The sequence below is a fragment of the Massilia agri genome (assembly GCF_024753255.1).
Classification (GTDB): domain Bacteria; phylum Pseudomonadota; class Gammaproteobacteria; order Burkholderiales; family Burkholderiaceae_D; genus Telluria; species Telluria agri.
The window spans coordinates 96,256-113,343 of sequence record NZ_JANUHA010000008.1; the positions used below are offsets into that span (position 1 = coordinate 96,256).

Genomic DNA, 17,088 nt, shown 5'->3' on the forward strand with positions numbered 1-17,088 from the left:
TTGCATTTTACCGCGACCGGTGCCGGTCAGGCATCTTGGAATTGCCTGCCAACATGCTTGCGTGGCGATTTCGCCAATATGGGTGAGAGCGATATTCAACAGGTGCCGGGCAGGATGAAAAAAGCCTGGCGCTGCCAGGCTTTGCGTTGCGCAGTCGTAGGGTGGACAATCCTTTGCCCACGCGTTCAAATGGCAGGGGCGCCGCCTGGATGCATGCGTGAATTGAACGCGTGGGCGGAGGACCGCCCACCCTACAAAACTTACTCAAGCTGCCTTACGTATGCCGCGACGGCGCATGGCGACGAAGCCGACAGCGGCGAGACCGAGCAGCGAAACGGTTCCCGGCTCCGGGACATCGGTGATCGTGATATCGGTGAAATTGACGGTGATATCGTTGAGGTTGGCGGTGCGGATGCCGATATTCGAGAAGGAGCCGAAACCGCTGTTGCCGCTTGCGGAAGCATCCCAACCGGTCAGGCTGGCCTTTTCCTGTGCCGTCGGGTTCAGCCACAGCTGGAAACTGTTGTAGTTGGCGCTCGAGCCGGCTTTTGACAGGCGCCCGAACAGGGTATAGGTAGCCGGCAACGGCGCGATGTCGGAAGGATTGACATAGTTTTGCGGAGCCCAGCCCGTCCCGCTCATGCGCACGAACAGGTCGTTGGTGCAGGAAGTGTCGCAGTTGGCCTTGAGCCCGATGTTCGGTCCGGAGCTGTTGTTACCAAAATAGAAGACCGCAAAATCGTTGTTGCCGAGCGTTCCATCATAACTGACCGTGAATTCGATCAGGATATCGTTCTGGGCCGCATAGCCCATGTTGAAGGTGGCAGCCGGATTGGCGTTGCCGGTGAAGGATTGGTTCGGCAAGGTCATGACGCCGGCTTGCGCCGAGTGGGTGAGCAGGCTGAACGCGACAACTGCGAGTGCGGAATGAAGTTTTTTCATGGAAATCCCCTTGGTTATGGCGGCACGGCTACCGAGAGTAAGCAAACACCATGCCATACCAAGAGTCACAGAATGAAACCAAGGATTTTTGTCCATGCTTACTGCATGAACCTGTAAAGAACTCCGACATCGTTAGGAATTTTCTGACAGCATCGCCACCGCGTGGATCGACGCAGGCGCCGCCAGCTGACTTATAATAGCCGGCTGTCCCGTCCCTGCTCCTTCTTCAATGCCTTCCGCAGCCATGTACGTCAATATCGCCGCCTACAAATTCGTCACCCTCGACAATCTCGAAGAACTGCGCCCGCAGTACCAGGACAAGTGCAACGAGCTGGGCTTGAAGGGGACCGTGCTACTGACGCCGGAAGGCATCAATATGTTCGTGTCCGGCCTGCGCGCGCAGATCGACGACTACCTGGCGTGGGTGCGCAGCGACGCACGCCTGGCTGACCTGGAATGGAAGGAAAGCCTGTCCGCCGAACAGTCGCACAAGCGCATGCTGGTGAAGATCAAGAAGGAGATCATCACCATGCGCATGCCGCTGATCAAGCCGGAACTGGGCCGCGCGCCGTCGGTCGACGCGAAGACGCTCAAGCGCTGGCTCGACCAGGGCCACGACAACGACGGCGTGCCGGTGGTGATGATGGAAACCCGCAATGCCTTCGAGGTCGACGTCGGCACCTTCGAGAACACCCTTGACTACCGCATCGAGAAGTTCACCGAGTTTCCCGAAGTGGCGGCGCAGCACAAGGACGAGCTGCAAGGGAAGACGGTCGTCACCTTCTGCACCGGCGGCATCCGCTGCGAGAAGGCGGCGATCCACATGAAGAACATCGGCTACGAGCGCGTCTACCAGCTCGACGGCGGCATCCTGAAATACTTCGAGGAAGTCGGCGGCGATCATTACAAGGGCGACTGCTTCGTGTTCGACTACCGCACCGCGCTGAACCCGAAACTGGAACCGACCGAGACCGTGCAATGCTTCGCCTGCCGCGCGGTGGTGACGCCGCGCCAGCAACTGTCGCCGGATTATGTGGTCGGCCAGTCGTGCCCGCATTGCATGGGCAAGGAAGGCTCATCCGGCGATGAACACGGCCAGCAGGCCGGACATGCGGCGGCATCCTGACCGTAACGCTTGATGGCCGCGATGTCCCGGCCGTGACTGCCAAATTAAACAGCCTCTTCCACATACATGTGGCAGAGGCTTTTTATTACGTGCTTGAGAGCCGACGACGCGTCATGCGTCCCGAACGGCATGCTTACGCCAGGAATTCGACCGGCGCCATGCCGCTTGGGGTACCGACGATCTCCGCGATCTTGGCATCGATCTGGTCAGGCTGCATGGCCATGGAAGCCGACAGCGCATCCGTCACCTTGCCCACATAATCTTCCGCCAGGTCGAAGCCCACCGGACGCAGGTAAGCGGAGACTTCAGCCGGAAGGTCGAGGTGATTGGTGAATTCGGTGGCCACGGCAACTTTGGCATTGAAAATCTGCTTGTCAGGCAGGGATGCGTCTCTAACCATTGCCGTGACGAGGGTATTGATGTTCAGGGTGCCGTTGTTCATGGCATCGGTCCAGAACTTGACGCCATCGGCTTCCCCCTGGCGGCCAAACATGTTTTCGTAGACTTCGCGGACGATGCCTTCGTTGTTCATGTTGGCGTAGTTCGCGCGGTATTCAGGCGACCCCGAGAAGTCGCGCGAGATTTGTTGCAATACGTTCGGATCGGCGTTCAACGCGTCTACCCAGAACTTCAGGCCTTCCGGATCTGCAGGGCGGCCAAAGAACTGAACATACATTTGTTGAACGTTGTACACATTATCTGCCATCGCAGCCTCCTATATGAATGTATAAAAAATATTACACAATTCGATAAGGGTACGGCGCGCGAAACGCGGCAATATGATATTGGATTCCTCTAGGATACTATTTCTTTACAACAGTAACCACTTACGTCTCCATTCCGAATTTTGAATTATAGAAATTAATTTTAAGCATGCCTTTCGTTCAGCGCCTATGGAAATAGGTTCCAGGTATTCAAGAATTACCTTATTTTGATTCTTCTAGGAATTTCACTCGGGTGCAGGTAACAAGAAACACAGCGCCAGAAAGTGGACGCTAGAACGCTATGCTGACTGCACCCTGTTTCATCACTCGATTCCAAGCGCTCTGAATATCGGCTCGCGAACACGTGCAAATTCGGCTGCACGGTTGCCGATTTCCTCGAACTGCTCTGCCGCCGATTCGATCGGTTTGCCGTCCTTGACGATTCGCTGGTTCTGCGCAACCATGAGGTCCGCAATATACCGTGTCCATTCGGATGGCTGCTTCATTCCCGAGCGCCGTGCCAGCAGAGCCAATTGTTCAAATCGGTTGGCAGACAATGCCCCGCCGGTGACCGGCGAGGCCAGGTAAGCGATATCCGCCGAATACCTGGCCTTCTCGTACAAACGCGCATTGAAAGCATCCGTAGCCGGTTTCGCTTTACGGATCACTTCGTCATCTTGTACCGAGTAAATATTGCCATTCCCGGCCAACACCATGATTGCTTCGACGACGTGTGCAAGTTGGAGACCTTTGCCGGCAACCGCTTTCTCGATATCTGACAGACTGTGCGGCTGATGATCGGTCAGAACATCCAGAATCGGGCAATAGATTTCTTCCTTCAAGGTAGCGGAGCCGAGCGGGCCATTGGCCTGCAGTTTGACCTGGTCCGGCGGAGTTACGAGAATCACCCGCTGGACGCGCAAACGATCGGTTCGCTCGAAAGGCGAAAGACGGCGCCCGCCTTTGATCCAATAATCGCGGCGGAAACGCTGGTTGACCATGAAATCCTTCACGGACTCGCGGAAACGCCAGTCCGGAATTTCTTCAAGCAGGCGTGCCTGGTCGGCACTCAGATTGATGCCGTTGATCTGGTCGAGGTAATGCGCTGAACCGGCGAACTGCAATTTGAGCGACTCCATCCAGTCGCCCATGCGCGAGAACGCCATCGGCACCCAGTCGCGATTAAAATATTCGTGGGCCAGGTAATTAGTTGGTTGCGAACGGAGGCGCTTCAACTGGACTGCGACGGTTGGGTTGGCCTTGCCGTACAGGGCGCCGCTGTCAAGCACTTTCTCGGCAAAGTCTAGTGACGCGCCGATTCTCTGGGCAGTATGCAGCCCTGACGCGGCAAGCGCGTCGCAAAACCCCGTCAACAGGTCGCGCATCGGTGCCAGCGCTGCCCACCCCGGCTGCGTGTTGTAGCTGATGTAGAGCACACCGCCGACTTTCAACTTGCGCTTGATGAAATCGGCAATGACTGCGCGGTTGGCATCCGACACCCAGCTCCAGATGCCATGCAGGCCGATGAAGTCGAAGTCCGGCAGATCGACGCGGCTGCAGAAAGCATCGAATGATTCATCGAAAAGCCGTGCGGCCCGCTCGGGCGACCCTGACAAATCCTTTGCAAAATTCGCCTGGGTAGGATTGAAGTCCGTGCCAAACCATTCGGCATTCGACGCCGCCCCATGGATATTTACGCTTAATCCTTGTCCGAATCCAAGTTCGCATGCGGTGTGTACTTCCGGATAGGCGTAGCCGGCGTTGAGCAGCGCCAGCCGTGTCCGAAGCGGATTGAGTTCCGTGTAATACCCGTAGGTATATTCAACCTCCGTCATGTAACCATCAGACCAAGCTTGCATAGCGATTCCTGTCCAGTAAGTAGATTGACAAACAAACGACAAAGCGGCTTAAGACTTTATCATCGTTTGAGCGCCACTGAACAGCTCATCTCCTGCCTCAAGCGACAACGCCGCCCGTTTTTCACCGAACGGCGTTGCGAGTGACGGGGCCGGACGAGTAACTACTCGAAATACCCTGCAATCATCCTGACATCTTCGCGCCCCAAGGTGCCGGCTGCAGCCTTCAGACGAAGCTGGGCCAGTAAATAACCATACCTGGCTTGGGCCAGATCGCGCCGGGCAAGCGACAGCTGGCGCTGCGCGTTCAGCACGTCGAGATTGATGCGTACACCGCCCTTGATGCTCTGCTCGGTTGCCTTGACCAGCAATTCGGCAGAATCCACCGCCTTGATCAACGCATCGATGCGAGGTACGCTGCTTTCTGTCAGCTTGTACTGACGCCGCAGTTCGACCAGCACTTGGTTAATCTGTGTTTCGAGATCAGCCACTGCCCTGCCTTTGTTGGCCGCAGCCTGGCGCGTCGCCGCGCTGATGCCGCCGCCCGAATAGATCGGCACGTTGAGTTGCAGGCCGATGCTGCGCGTCTTCAGGTCCTGGTTGATAGTGCTGGTCGTATCGGACACGCCGTTGTTGTAAGAGGCTACGACGTCCAGTCGAGGCAGGTGCCCCGCCCGCTGCTTCCTGATTTCTTCCGTCGCCACCTGGACACCATACTGCAGTGTCTGGATGTCCGGATTATTGCGCATCGCGGTTTTCTTCCACTCCTCGAAGTCAGGCACATCCCGGCTTTCGGCACGGAGCCCGGGGCGCAGCTGGTCCAGGCCGTCGACGTGCCCGCCAATGATGCCCGCCAGGACGTCCAGGGCGCTATCGCGATTGTTCTGTGCTTCGATCAGCGCGGCTTCGGCAACGTCCAGGCGCGATTGCGTCTCGAGCATGTCGGTGCGGGTGCCTTCACCATTCTTGAACAGCCTGTTGTTGACGTTGCGCTGCTCGGAATAGACATCGCGCTCGGCGCGCGCCAGGGCTACCTGGTCAGCCTGGAACAAGGCGTCGAAATAGGCCTCGGCCACCCGCAGGATGATGTTCTGCTCCTGGCTTTCGAACTGCGCCGCAGCATAGTTACTTTGCGCCACCCCCTGACGATAGCGCGCCAGGGCATCAAAGTTCACCAGGGGCTGGCGCACCTGGACAACGGTCGATCGCGAGATGTAGTCCTCGTCCGGAGCCCGGCGCTCGTTGATTTCCCTTACCGTTTTGGCTTTGTTGACGCCATAGCTCGCGCTGGCGCTCGGTAACAGGTTGCTGCGGCCGAGGATGCGGTTTTCCTTGCCCGCCTCGTTCGCATACACGGCCGAACGGAACGCGGGGTCGTTCTTGAGCGCGAGGTCATATGCTTCCAGCAGCCCGATAGCCGAAGCCTGGCTGCAGACTGCAGCGAGCGCCATGCCGAGCACCGCAGGAAGCAGCTTCATCGAAGGGGTTCGCATGATTAGTCCTCCGACATCGACGTCTTAGCGCGGTCGACGATCGGCTTGAGCAGATAGCTCATCATCGAGCGCTCGCCAGTCTTCACGAAGATCTCGACCGGCATGCCAGGCTGGATGTCCAGTTTCTTGGCCGCGATGATACGTGCGCCTTCCGCGGTCACCCGTGCGCGCACCTTGTAGTACGGCTGCCCGGTGCGCTCGTCCACCGCACGGTCAGCGGAGACCTGCACCACTTCGCCCGGGATGTGCGGCGTACGGTTCGTGTTGAACGCCGAGAAGATCATCTCGACTGGCAAACCTACGTGCACTTTGTCGATCAAATTCACCTCCAGGTGTCCCTCCGCGACCAGCGCGTCGTCGGTCGGCACGATGTCCATCATGCGCGCACCTGGGCCGACAATGCCACCGCGGGTAAACACCGTGCTGCCAACCACGACGCCGTCAGCCGGGGCCCTGACCTCAGTGTTGGCCAGATCATAATTCTGGGCCTGCAGCCGCGCGCCCTGCGCTTCCGCTTCGCGCTGGATCTCGGCCAGCTGGCCACGCACTTCCTTCTGGAAGTCCTGGATCCGCTGCACCTTACGCAACCTGAGCTCCATTACCTGGCGCTGGGCACGGCCGATGTTGCCGATATCTTCCGACACCTCGCCCGACAGCTGCGCGTAAGTGCGCTCCAGGTCGAGAAGGCGGTTGCGCGCCACGTAGCCATCCTTGGCCAGGTCGCGCATGCCGACCAGCTGCTCCTTCAGGAGTTCGGTCTGCTGGCGCTTGCTCTCGCGCGACTCTTGCAGACCCTTGATCTGCATTTGCAGACCAGCAATGTTCTCGTCGATGGCAGTCAGCTCGCTCTCGAGCGACATCCGGCGCGAGCTGAACAGCTGATTCTGCAGCGCCATCGCCGCGACGACGTCCGCATCGTTCTTGTAGGGCGCCAGCGCCGCTGGAAAAGTGATGCTCTTCGCACCATCACGTTCGGCCTGCAGGCGGGCCTCGGTAGCGCGCGCCGCGATGAACTGCGCGCGCGTTGCTTCCACTTGGGCGGAAGCCTGCACATTGTTCATGCGAACCAGCACTTGGTCCTTGCGCACCACGTCGCCATCCTTGACTAGGATGTCCTGCACCATGCCGCCCGTCAGATGCTGGACCGTCTTGCGGTTGCCTTCCTTGACCACGGTCGCAGGCATTGGAACGCCGCGGTCGAGCGGCGCAGTGGTTGCCCAAAGCAGGAAGCCACCGAATCCGACCGCCACGACCAGCCAGCCGAAACGGCTATAGCCAGCCGGATCGGTCTTGACCTCGACCGGAGATACTTCGTGCGAAATTACCTCGGCGACTTCGTTTTTCTTCTTCAGTTGGGTGATGTTCATTATTCCTGTTCCGTACGCGTGCCTGCCTGCTGCGCTGCCTCTGCTGCGCGAGCGGCCTGTGCTTGCTGAGCCGCCTGGGCCTGGGCCTGGGCTTGAGCTTGAGCCTGGATTTGCTTCTGCGCCTGCTCCTGCAGGGCCTGCATCACATCGCGGGTCGGGCCAAACATGGCGACCGCGCCATCACGCAGCAGCAGAAGCTTTGTGGTTGCGCCGATCGCTGCGGTGCGATGCGTGATCATGACAATCGTCTTGCCACGCTGGCGCAGGTCGGCGACCGCATCCACGAGCGCCTTCTCGCCGACATCATCGAGATTCGAGTTCGGTTCGTCCAGCACCAGGAGCGCCGGATCGCCATACATGGCGCGCGCTAGGCCGAGGCGCTGCTTCTGGCCGCCCGACAGTCCTCCGCCACCGTCGCCCAGGACCGTGTCGTACCCCTTCGGCAGGTGCAGGATCATGTCGTGCACACCGGCGCGCTTGGCAGCCAGGACCACCTTCTCGGGATCGACATCGCCGAAACGGGCGATGTTCTCGCTGACGGTGCCGCCGAACAGTTCGATATCCTGCGGCAGGTAGCCAACGTGCGGCCCCAGCTCGCCCTTGTTCCACTGGTAGATGTCGGCGCCGTCGAGGCGCACCTTGCCCACCGCCGCCGGCCAGATGCCGACCAGCAGACGCGCCAGCGTGGACTTGCCCGATCCGCTGGGTCCGATGATGCCGAGTACGTCGCCCGGCTGGATGCCGAAGCTGACGCCACGCAGTATCGCGGCATTGGTGCCGGGCGGCGCCGCGGTCACCGACTCCACGGTCAGGAGACCGGTCGGTTTCGGCAGTTCCATGCCGGCCGCGCGTTCGGGCGTCGCTTCCAGCAGCTTGACCAGCCGCTCGTAGGCGCTGCGGGTCGATGCGAAGCTTTTCCAGACGCCGATCACCTGCTGGACCGGGGTCAGCGCCTTGCCGAGCAGGATCGAGGCGGCAATCATCATACCCGGTGAAATCTCGCCTTCGATGACCAACAATGCGCCAAGGCCCAGAACCAGCGACTGGAGCGAGGTCTGCACGAATTTGGTCGCGGCATTGACCTTCCCTGCCTTTTCGCTGGCTTCGGCCTGCAGGTTCAGAAAACGCGCATGCAGCTTGTACCAGCGCGCCATCAGGCTGGGCAGCATGCCCATCGACTCGATGACCTCTGCGTTGCGCAGATTATTCGTAGCGATCGTGTTCGCCGTGATCATCGTGGTGTTCGCCTCGGCCAGCGGCTTGTGGGTCACGCGCTCGTTCAGGTAAGCAAGGGCGACCAGAATGACGGTACCGACCAGGGCAAAGACACCGAGCTTGACGTCGAACAGGAAAATCACCGCAAGGTAGATCGGGAACCATGGCGCATCGAAAAAGGCAAACAGCGCATTACCGGTCAAAAACTGGCGCACGGTCGTAAGGTCCGACAAGGCTTGACCCGCATTGCTGCCCGAGCGCTTGAGGTTCTGCTCGAAGGCGGCCGTATAGATACGGCGATTGAGCTTGAGATCGAAGTGCGCGCTGACGCGCACCAGTACGAAGCTGCGCGCCACTTCGAGCCCGGCAACCATCAGGTAAGCCAACAGCATCATGATGGTTAGCATCAGGAGCGTCAGCTCGTTACGGCTCTGGAGCACGCGGTCGTACACCTGCAGCATGTACAAGGATGGCGCCAGCATCAGCAGGTTGCTCACTGCCGAGAACGCACCGACTGTCGTGAATGCGCTCTTGAACGACGCAAGAACCAGCGCGATTTCGTTATTTTGTTTGAGGATATTCTTCATGAAAAGCTGGCTTGGGTTCCAACGTTAAGGACAGCAAATGTGTGATGTGGATCACAAAACATCGCAAGATTAGCACAGCCAATAGTGCTTTGCCAGAGAAATCCAGATTGTGTTGCGGGAATAAAAAAGGCCAGGCTTGCGCCTGGCCTTTGTCTAGCTCGACCTGCCGAAGCAGGTGGAGACAGAGGGGTATTACACGATGAAGAACTCGTCGGTGGTGCCGTTCTCGACCAGGTTCTTCACACCGGTAACGCCAGCCAGCTGGACCAGGATGTCGGTCGCGCCCTGGACGAACACGTAGGAGTTGCCCAGGTATTCGAACACGACTGCTTCGCCATCGGATTCAGCGGCCAGGGCAGCGATGTCCGCGGCTGCGGTCAGGTTGCCCGGACCCGAACCGGTGAAGGTCACGACGCCGTTTTCCAGAGTGCCGCCTGCGAAGGTAGCGGCGTTAGCCACAGCACCTGCGAAGGACAGAACGTCTGCGTCAGCGATTGCGGCTGCTTTCGCGGTTGCGCTTGCATCAGCGGCCACTGCAGCAGCGGCTGCCTTCTCGAAGCCCTGGATCACTTCAGCGCCAGCCACGGTCGACGCGGTGGTGACGGTGATGGTGTCAGCGCCCGAACCCAGGATGACCTTGCCGCCATTTGCCAGGTTTGCCAGCGAGAAGTCCAGGCCGCCGGTCAGGGCGCTCGAATCCACGGTGGTCAGACCCGAGTTGGTAGCAGCGAAGGTGTTCGACAGCGTCAGCGCTTGCGAACCGGTGACGGTGATGGTCGCCAGTTTGCCGGTGGTGCCGGTCGAGGCGTCGGCGTAGGCCAGCACGTTGTTCGCGTTCTCGCCGCCCGATTCAACGGTAACCGAGGTAGCTGCGCCGCCCGACAGTTGCAGGGTCGTGACGTTGTCGCCGGTGGTGGTTTCGCCGGTGACATCATCCAGGTACGAGGTGTCGAACACTGCTTTCAGCGAGGTGGCATTGGTGACAGCCACTTTCGCGCCAACGGTGTCGATGGCGGTGTCGCCGGTGCCGGTTTCGTCGGCATCGACGGTCACGGTCATCGCGCCGGCGGTCTTCTGGGTCAGGGTCAGGGTGTTGGTCGTGCCGATGTCAGCGGTGACACGGACGCCCACGCCTGCGCCGACGTTGGTCAGCGAAGCGGTGCCCAAGACGTCCCCGCTGGCAACGATTTCGGTGACGGTGTTCTTCTGGGTCAGGATGTCCAGATCCAGGGCCTTGTTCAGGCCAGCTGCGTCGAACACGTCGAAGTTGCTGAACGCGCCCACGTTGGCCGAACCCACCAGGTTCAGCAGCAGGGTGTCGGTGCCGGCGCCGGCATCGACCTTGTCGTTTGCGCCGATGGCAACAGCTGCGGTGAAGGTGTCATCGCCTGCGCCCAGCTGGATGTCCAGGGTGCCGCCGGCGCCACGGCTGGTCAGGGTCACGGTGTCGTCGCCTTCGCCAGCGATGATGGTGGTCAGGCCGGTGCCGGTCACCTGGATGTCGATCGTGTCGTCGCCAGCGCCGGTGTTGACGGTCGCGTTCAGGGTCTCATTGGCGGTGGTCGCGGTGTCATCCTTGAGGGTTGCTGCAACGATGGTCACGTTGTCGTCGCCGCTACCGGTGGTGATGTTAGCCACGGTGGTTTCGCTGTCGGCGTAGGTGATCGCGCCGGTGCTGCCCGATGCGTTGATGGTGGTGACTGCATCGCCGTTGTCGGTGATGCCCAGGTCGATAGCGACAGCCGAGTTGATCACCAGGGTCTGGACGTCCAGGCCGCCGGTCACATCCAGGCCGATCGGCGCTACCGAGCCGTCAGCGTCAGCGTCAACGGCGTTGCCAGCGACGGTCACGGTAGCCAGCTTGCCGGTGGCGGTGGCATTGACGGCGAAGGTCGCGCCTTCCTGCACTTTGTCCAGGGCGATGGTCGCGCTGGTTGCTGCATCCACGACACCGACGGTCACGCTGGTAGCAGCAACCGACGAACGGAAGCCGGCAGCGGTGGTCGACGACAGGTTGGTGACGTTGCCAGCCGTGCCGATTTGCCACAGGGCGGTCGCGCCGACGTACTTCGATGCGTCGGTCAGGTTGGTCGCAGCGCCGTTGGCGTTGTAGATGTTGATGGTTTCAACATTGGTGATGGTGGTGTTGGCACCCAGCGTAGTGTTGTAGCTGTTGGTCACATCGGTGTAGATGTTCAGGGTGTCCTTGCCTGCGCCGCCGTCGATCGAGTCGAAGTTGTTCAGGGTCGAACCTGGGCTACCGTCAGCCTTCACGCTCAGGGCGTTGAAGGTGTCGTTGCCGGCGGTTGCGACCGGGGTGTCGACGCCAGCGGTCAGGGTGAAGGTCTGGCCAGGAACAGCAACGTTCACGATCTGGTCGATGGTGGCGTTGATGTTAGCTTGGTAAGCAGTGACGCTGGTGGAGCTCTTCACGCCCGACAGCAGCGAACGTGCAGCAGCAGCGGCAGCGTCGCCCGAGTAAGCGATCAGTTCGGTCGGGGTATCCAGTGCGTCGGTGAACGCAGTAGCGACGGCCAGCTTGTTCTGCACGGTTTGCGCATCCAGCTTGCCCTGCTCGGTGGTGTTGACCAGTGCGGCCTGGGTGATCGAAGCAGCGGCGTAGGCTTTGGTCAGACGGCCCGAGGTGATTTCGCCAACCCAGAAGTTAAAGCCCGAGATGTCCGCTTCACGGCCCAGTACGTTCTGGTAGATGGCAGCGACGAATTTCTGGATGCCGATCAGGCTGTTGTCGGTGCCGTACAGGGTAGCCGACTCGGCCGAGCTGTTGAAGGTGTTGACCAGGCGACCCAGCGGGGTGGTGCCAGCCTTGTCAGCTTGCACAGCAGCCTGCAGGGCGTTGAAGTCCTTCGGTGCGCCGATCTCATCCAGCTGGGATGCGAAGTTCTGCAGACCGTTCGGATCAGCCGGGCGGCCGAAGTACGAGATGTACAGTTGCTGCACTACGCCAAAGTAGTCTTGTGCTGCCATGATTTGAAATCCTCTTAATTGATGATGTGGTTATAACCAAGTCTGCGGCCAGGTGAAAGTTTCCTTGCGCCTATTTGCAGAACTGCGAAGTATATTGCCAGATTCACGAAGCGGCGTTGTGACAGCGGTCACATATCGACGGTTTTTTACTGTCTGGCGACACTTTTCTTACAAATTTCCTTAAAAAACTTCAGTAAAAATGCATATGAATCACATAAAAGCTTGAATATTCACAAATAATCACCGCCCCCACAGTGTCGCGCCGCTGACGGTTACACCAGGATTGGCGGAATTCTTGAAGATATACCCGGCCTGCTCGGCCTTAGGGCCGCCGAGGAAACCGCGGATCATCGTGTCAGAGCGGCTGTCCTCATACAGCATGCCATTGTCGGAGACGACGCCGCTACCAACCACATTCGCGCGTTGACTGCCCGCGGCAACGACCAGGCTCGTAACAAAAGTCCGCTTCGAAAAATCCATGTTCAGCTGCCCCGACTCAACACTGGCAACCCGCTCATAGCTACCCGTGGTCATGACTGCCTCGCCGCCCTCCAGCCTAAAGGCCGCAGTCCCTTCCTTCGGCATGACCAAGGAGGAATTCTTTATGCGCGCAATGGCGTATTGAGAATTATAGAAAGGAATATCCATTTCCGGGTCTTCAATACGTCCAGGTTTTGCGGGTTTGCTGGCGACTGCTTGCCACCGGCCCCAGAAAATCTCGGGTTCCGACTGTTCCACCGGGGGCTCGGGTTCGACAATTACCACGGGCGGACGCGTGTCGACCGGAGGAGGAACTGGAGCTGGCGCAGGACGAGCATTGTTCAGCGAGTCGGAGCGCCTGGGATCGAGGTTAACCTGCGCAATCGGCGCCGACGGGGCGCCTGGCGTGACAGCCGGCTCGTCGCTGCGCGGCTTCTGGGCCTGGTCAGGCGACAGGGCCGGATTCTGTATCAGCTGCGGCACTTGCCCACCCCGCTCAACCTGCAAGAGCAAGCCCGACTGGCCCGCAAACAGCTCCCTTGCATCTCGCCCTTCGCACGGCCCCGTGCCTGCTGCCGAACAGCCAGTGCCGAAGCCGCTCATGACCACGCCGCCCGAGAGCACCGTGACGCGCGTGGTCTGCTGGTCGGTATATACGGTGAAATCAGTGCCCCGCACCCCAATGGCAGCAACGGGGGTATTGAAGCGGAAATTCTGTCGCGCCTGCTTCACGCCCTGCCCCGAGATCGTCCGCGCGACGCCCTGCGTCAGTTCCAGCTTGACCTGGGTTTTGGAAGGGTCTTGCTTGTCGATTGCATACGCGACGATGCGAGCAGTGCTGTTCGGACGCAGGATAAGAAAACCGTTGTCGACAGTCTTCACGTAGATATACCCGTCGGCGCCGGTGCTCAGCTCGTCGCCCTCTTCCACGACTGCATCCTGCGATGCGGCGTGACGCCCGATGTCGGCCTTCCCGGCAACAAACACGACACGACCGGCTTCGGCAGCCATGGCCGTGCCGCTGGTGGCACACAACAGTAAAGCGACAAGCGCATATTTATGCAGCATAAATTCCTCCGTAACCTAGCATTGTCCGTAACCAGCTGGTAAAGTCTGTGATTGTCGTCACAAATTACAATTGTTACAGCTATCCAACCCCAGGTAGTTTTTCTCTCGAGCTACAAAACGATATACTCTCGCCCTCAACCTGGCCCGCCCTCCCATTCCCTTATTGATGAGACTCTCCGGCTTTTTGCGCACCGCTCCGACAGCGACCCGAGCCTTGCGCGGCATGATCGCGCTTGGCGCGCTCGTGCTTGGAACGTGGCTGCAGTGGGGCGACGGCTTCGCACTCTCGCGCGCCGCGGATGAGCGGCTGCGCGACAGCTTCATCCAGTTGCAGGCGAGTGTGGCGCCGGAACGTCGCGTGCTGGTCGTCGATATCGATGAAAGCAGCGTGGCGGAGTTGCCATGGCCCTGGCCGCGCGCGCGCGTGGCTGACCTGGTGGAACTGGTGCTGGCTGATGGAGCGCGCGGGGTGGGCCTCGACATCCTGTTCGAAAAGCCGGCGGACGCCGCCGGCGATGCGCGCCTTGCCATGCTCGCCAGCCACGGCCCGGTCGTGCTGGCTCAGATGTTCGACTACGTACACTCGATGTCGCCGCTGGCTGGCGGCAAGCTGATCGGCGGAATGCCGGGCGGCGCCGGCGCCGGCCTGCCGACGTACGGCTACCTTGCCAATCATGTCAGCTTCGCCTCGGCGCGCCATGCCGGCAACATCGGCGTGCTGCCGGATCCCGACGGCACCCTGCGGCGCCTGCCGATGCTGACCGAGTTCCAGGGCCGTACCTATCCCACCCTGTCGCTGGCGCTGTTGCAATGCTGCGCCAGCACCCAGGGGCCGTTGCCGCACGTCGCCGCCATCGAACGCATCCCCTACTCGCGTGACTGGTCCGCCTACGAGGTCGTCAAGGCCGGCGACCTGCTGGCCGGCCGCATGCCGGCCGGCATGGCGCGCGACAGGCTGGTCCTGATCGGCTCTTCGTCCCTGAGTATCGGCGATCGCCTGGCCACCCCCCTGGGGGCATCGAGCGCCGGCCTGCTGGTGCATGCGGCAATGCTGAGCACTCTCCTGGACCGGCAGCAGGGCTTGGCCCCCGCGCCCCTGCCCGGAAAGGCAATCGGCCTTGCTTTTGTGTTCGCGGTGGTGCTGGCGACCGCTTTCACCCTGCCGCGCCTATCGGCAGCCGCAAACGGCCTCCTGCTGGGCGCCAGCGCCCTCCTCTGGCTGGCGCTCGCCTGGCTGCTGGCGCCGCGCGATCCTGGCTTCGCAGCGGCGGCTCCCCTGTTCTGCTGCCTCTACCTTCTTGCCATCGCCGTCCCCTTCCATTGGGAGCTGACCCAACGCCGCTCACGCAAGCTGCTCGGTACGCTGCGCCAGTATGTCGCCGGTGACGTCGTCGACGAGTTGCTGCGCAGCGACCTGGAAGATCCGCTCGCTCCGCGCCTGCTCGAGGTCACCACGCTGGTGGCGGACATGCAGGGATACACCAGCCAGGTGGAGTCGCTGTCGCTGGAAGAGGCTGCGCGGCTCACCACCGATTTCCTGGAGTGTCTGACGCGTCCGGTGCTGGCCAGTCGCGGCACGCTGGACAAGTACACCGGCGATGGCCTCGTCGCCTTTTGGGGGGCGCCTCTGCCCAACGCGGCGCACGCCGACCTGGCGCTGGACGCCGCCGCCGACATCCTGCGCGAAGTCGCCCGGTTCTCGGCCGCACGCAGCGCCGACGGCAAGCCGCCGCTACGGGTGCGCATCGGCATTGAAAGCGGCGCCGCCATGGCCGGGGACTACGGCACCGAAGCACGCAGCATCTACACCGCGGTGGGCGACAGCGTGAACACGGCGGCCCGGCTGGAGCAGGCTGCGCGCGATTATCCGCATGATGTGATCATCGGGGAAGGCACGGCCGCGCTGGCGCGCCGTCACCGCCTGCTTCCGCTGGGGGAACGTCAATTGCGCGGCAAGGAACGCTCGATCCAGGTGTACACGCTGGAGGCCGGCGCATGAAGCTGCCCTTCATCCTGGCAACCGCCCTGCTGGCACTCAACCCATTGCCGCTGCTGGCGCAAGACGCCGGCAGCCAGACCCCGGCCGGCACGCCCACGGAACAGGACCTGCTGTACCGGGAGGCGCTGCAGGCCATGTCCGAAGGCAGGTCGACCGACGCGGTGGCCATGCTGCAACGCTTCATCGACAAGGAACCGCGCCATGCCGGCGCCTGGCTCGACCTGGCGATCAGCCAGTGCGAACTGGGGAACGCCGCCGAGGCCGAACGCCTGTTCCGTGAAGTCGAACTGCGTTTCGCGCCGCCTGCCGGCATCCTCGAAGCGATCGCACGCTATCGCGCAACGGGCTGCGGCAAGCAGGCTCCCCGCCAGGCGGCATGGCTGCTGTCCGCCACGCGTGGCCATGACGACAACGTCAACCAGGGGGCGCGCGACCCGCGCTTCGCGGTCGGCACCGGCAGCGAACGTGTCGACTACGAACTCGACCCGTCCTACCTGCCCAGGTCCGACGGCTTCAACCAGCTATCCGCCTCCTACCTGCGCCAGCTCAACGGCAAGGGCACCCAGTTCATTGCCCAGGCCTATGGGCGCCGGCACGACCGCGAACACCAGCAAGACACCGGCTCGGTCCTGGGGGCGCTGGAACATACCTGGGATGTACGCAGCTGGCGACTGCGCGGCACGGCAGCACTCGGCTACGTGACGCTGGACGGGGCCTTGTACCAGCGCCAGCAACAACTGCAAGCGCGCCTCTCGCCACGCCAGAAGCCGTTGCCGGAACTCGACCTGGCGCTGTCGGCCAACCTGAGCCGGGCCGACTATCCGACGCGGCCCAATTACAACGGCACGACCATCGAACTCGGCGGCATCGCCAACTACCGCGGCAAGCGCAGCCTGACCCAGGCCGTGCTGACGCGGCTGCACGACAACAGCCGCGAACTGCGCCCGGGTGGCGATCGTGGCGGATGGTTCGGCAGCCTGCAGTGGTACGGGGAGACAGCCGAACGGCTCACTCTCGAGGCCGGCCTGTCGCACCAGCACTGGCGCAGCGACCGCATCTACTCTCCCGGTCTGATCGAAATCCGCCGGCTGCAGAATACGACGACGTTGCGCGGCGCAGCGCAGTGGGCGCTGCGCCCGCATACCAGCGTGGTACTAGAGTGGCGCGGCACCATCAACCGCGAAAATATCTCCTTGTTCCAATATAATAGCCGTGCCCTGCAGCTGAGCTTGCGCTGGGATAACTTCTAACCCAGGATCGGGT

11 protein-coding genes are annotated in these 17,088 nt (G+C 61.2%); 3 read left to right on the forward strand and 8 right to left on the reverse strand.

The genetic code is table 11. The features are described from left to right. Positions 1 to 264: 264 nt before the first annotated feature. Complete coding sequence (locus NX780_RS13115) at positions 265 to 942, reverse strand: PEP-CTERM sorting domain-containing protein (RefSeq protein WP_258828315.1); 678 nt, start codon at positions 940 to 942, stop codon at positions 265 to 267. Between the two features lie 229 nt (positions 943 to 1,171). On the opposite strand from NX780_RS13115, the gene NX780_RS13120 reads away from it, so the two are divergent. Next, positions 1,172 to 2,068: a sulfurtransferase gene (locus tag NX780_RS13120; protein WP_370663610.1), complete on the forward strand. Its 897-nt coding sequence runs from the start codon at positions 1,172 to 1,174 to the stop codon at positions 2,066 to 2,068. Between the two features lie 133 nt (positions 2,069 to 2,201). Here NX780_RS13120 and NX780_RS13125 read toward each other — a convergent pair whose 3' ends face one another. The 7 genes from NX780_RS13125 to NX780_RS13155 form a co-directional block, all read right to left on the reverse strand. Next, the gene (locus NX780_RS13125; RefSeq protein WP_258828317.1) at positions 2,202 to 2,774 is read right to left on the reverse strand and encodes a DUF4214 domain-containing protein; all 573 of its coding nucleotides are present in this window, start codon (positions 2,772 to 2,774) and stop codon (positions 2,202 to 2,204) included. Between the two features lie 321 nt (positions 2,775 to 3,095). Further along, the gene (locus tag NX780_RS13130; protein WP_258828318.1) at positions 3,096 to 4,607 is read right to left on the reverse strand and encodes a methyltransferase regulatory domain-containing protein; all 1,512 of its coding nucleotides are present in this window, start codon (positions 4,605 to 4,607) and stop codon (positions 3,096 to 3,098) included. Between the two features lie 185 nt (positions 4,608 to 4,792). Then, on the reverse strand, positions 4,793 to 6,121 hold the full coding sequence (locus tag NX780_RS13135) for a TolC family outer membrane protein (RefSeq protein WP_258828319.1): 1,329 nt from the start codon (positions 6,119 to 6,121) through the stop codon (positions 4,793 to 4,795). A gap of 2 nt (positions 6,122 to 6,123) precedes the next feature. Beyond that, complete coding sequence (locus tag NX780_RS13140) at positions 6,124 to 7,488, reverse strand: HlyD family type I secretion periplasmic adaptor subunit (protein WP_258828320.1); 1,365 nt, start codon at positions 7,486 to 7,488, stop codon at positions 6,124 to 6,126. Then, positions 7,488 to 9,290 carry a type I secretion system permease/ATPase gene (locus tag NX780_RS13145; RefSeq protein ID WP_258828321.1) on the reverse strand — a complete coding sequence of 601 codons (1,803 nt, stop codon included), beginning with the start codon at positions 9,288 to 9,290 and terminating at the stop codon, positions 7,488 to 7,490. Before NX780_RS13145 ends, NX780_RS13140 begins: the two co-directional genes overlap by 1 nt. Before the next feature lie 192 nt (positions 9,291 to 9,482). Beyond that, positions 9,483 to 12,278: a DUF4214 domain-containing protein gene (locus tag NX780_RS13150; RefSeq protein ID WP_258828322.1), complete on the reverse strand. Its 2,796-nt coding sequence runs from the start codon at positions 12,276 to 12,278 to the stop codon at positions 9,483 to 9,485. Positions 12,279 to 12,518: 240 nt separating this feature from the next. Further along, the gene (locus NX780_RS13155; protein ID WP_258828323.1) at positions 12,519 to 13,826 is read right to left on the reverse strand and encodes a FecR family protein; all 1,308 of its coding nucleotides are present in this window, start codon (positions 13,824 to 13,826) and stop codon (positions 12,519 to 12,521) included. 244 nt (positions 13,827 to 14,070) lie between these two features. On the opposite strand from NX780_RS13155, the gene NX780_RS13160 reads away from it, so the two are divergent. Beyond that, a complete protein-coding gene (locus NX780_RS13160; protein ID WP_258828324.1) occupies positions 14,071 to 15,825 on the forward strand; it encodes a CHASE2 domain-containing protein in 1,755 nt (584 codons plus the stop codon). After that, positions 15,822 to 17,075 (forward strand): tetratricopeptide repeat protein, encoded by a 1,254-nt coding sequence (locus tag NX780_RS13165; protein ID WP_258828325.1) that lies wholly within the window; start codon positions 15,822 to 15,824, stop codon positions 17,073 to 17,075. The genes NX780_RS13160 and NX780_RS13165 overlap by 4 nt, the downstream gene beginning before the upstream one ends. Positions 17,076 to 17,088: the final 13 nt, after the last annotated feature.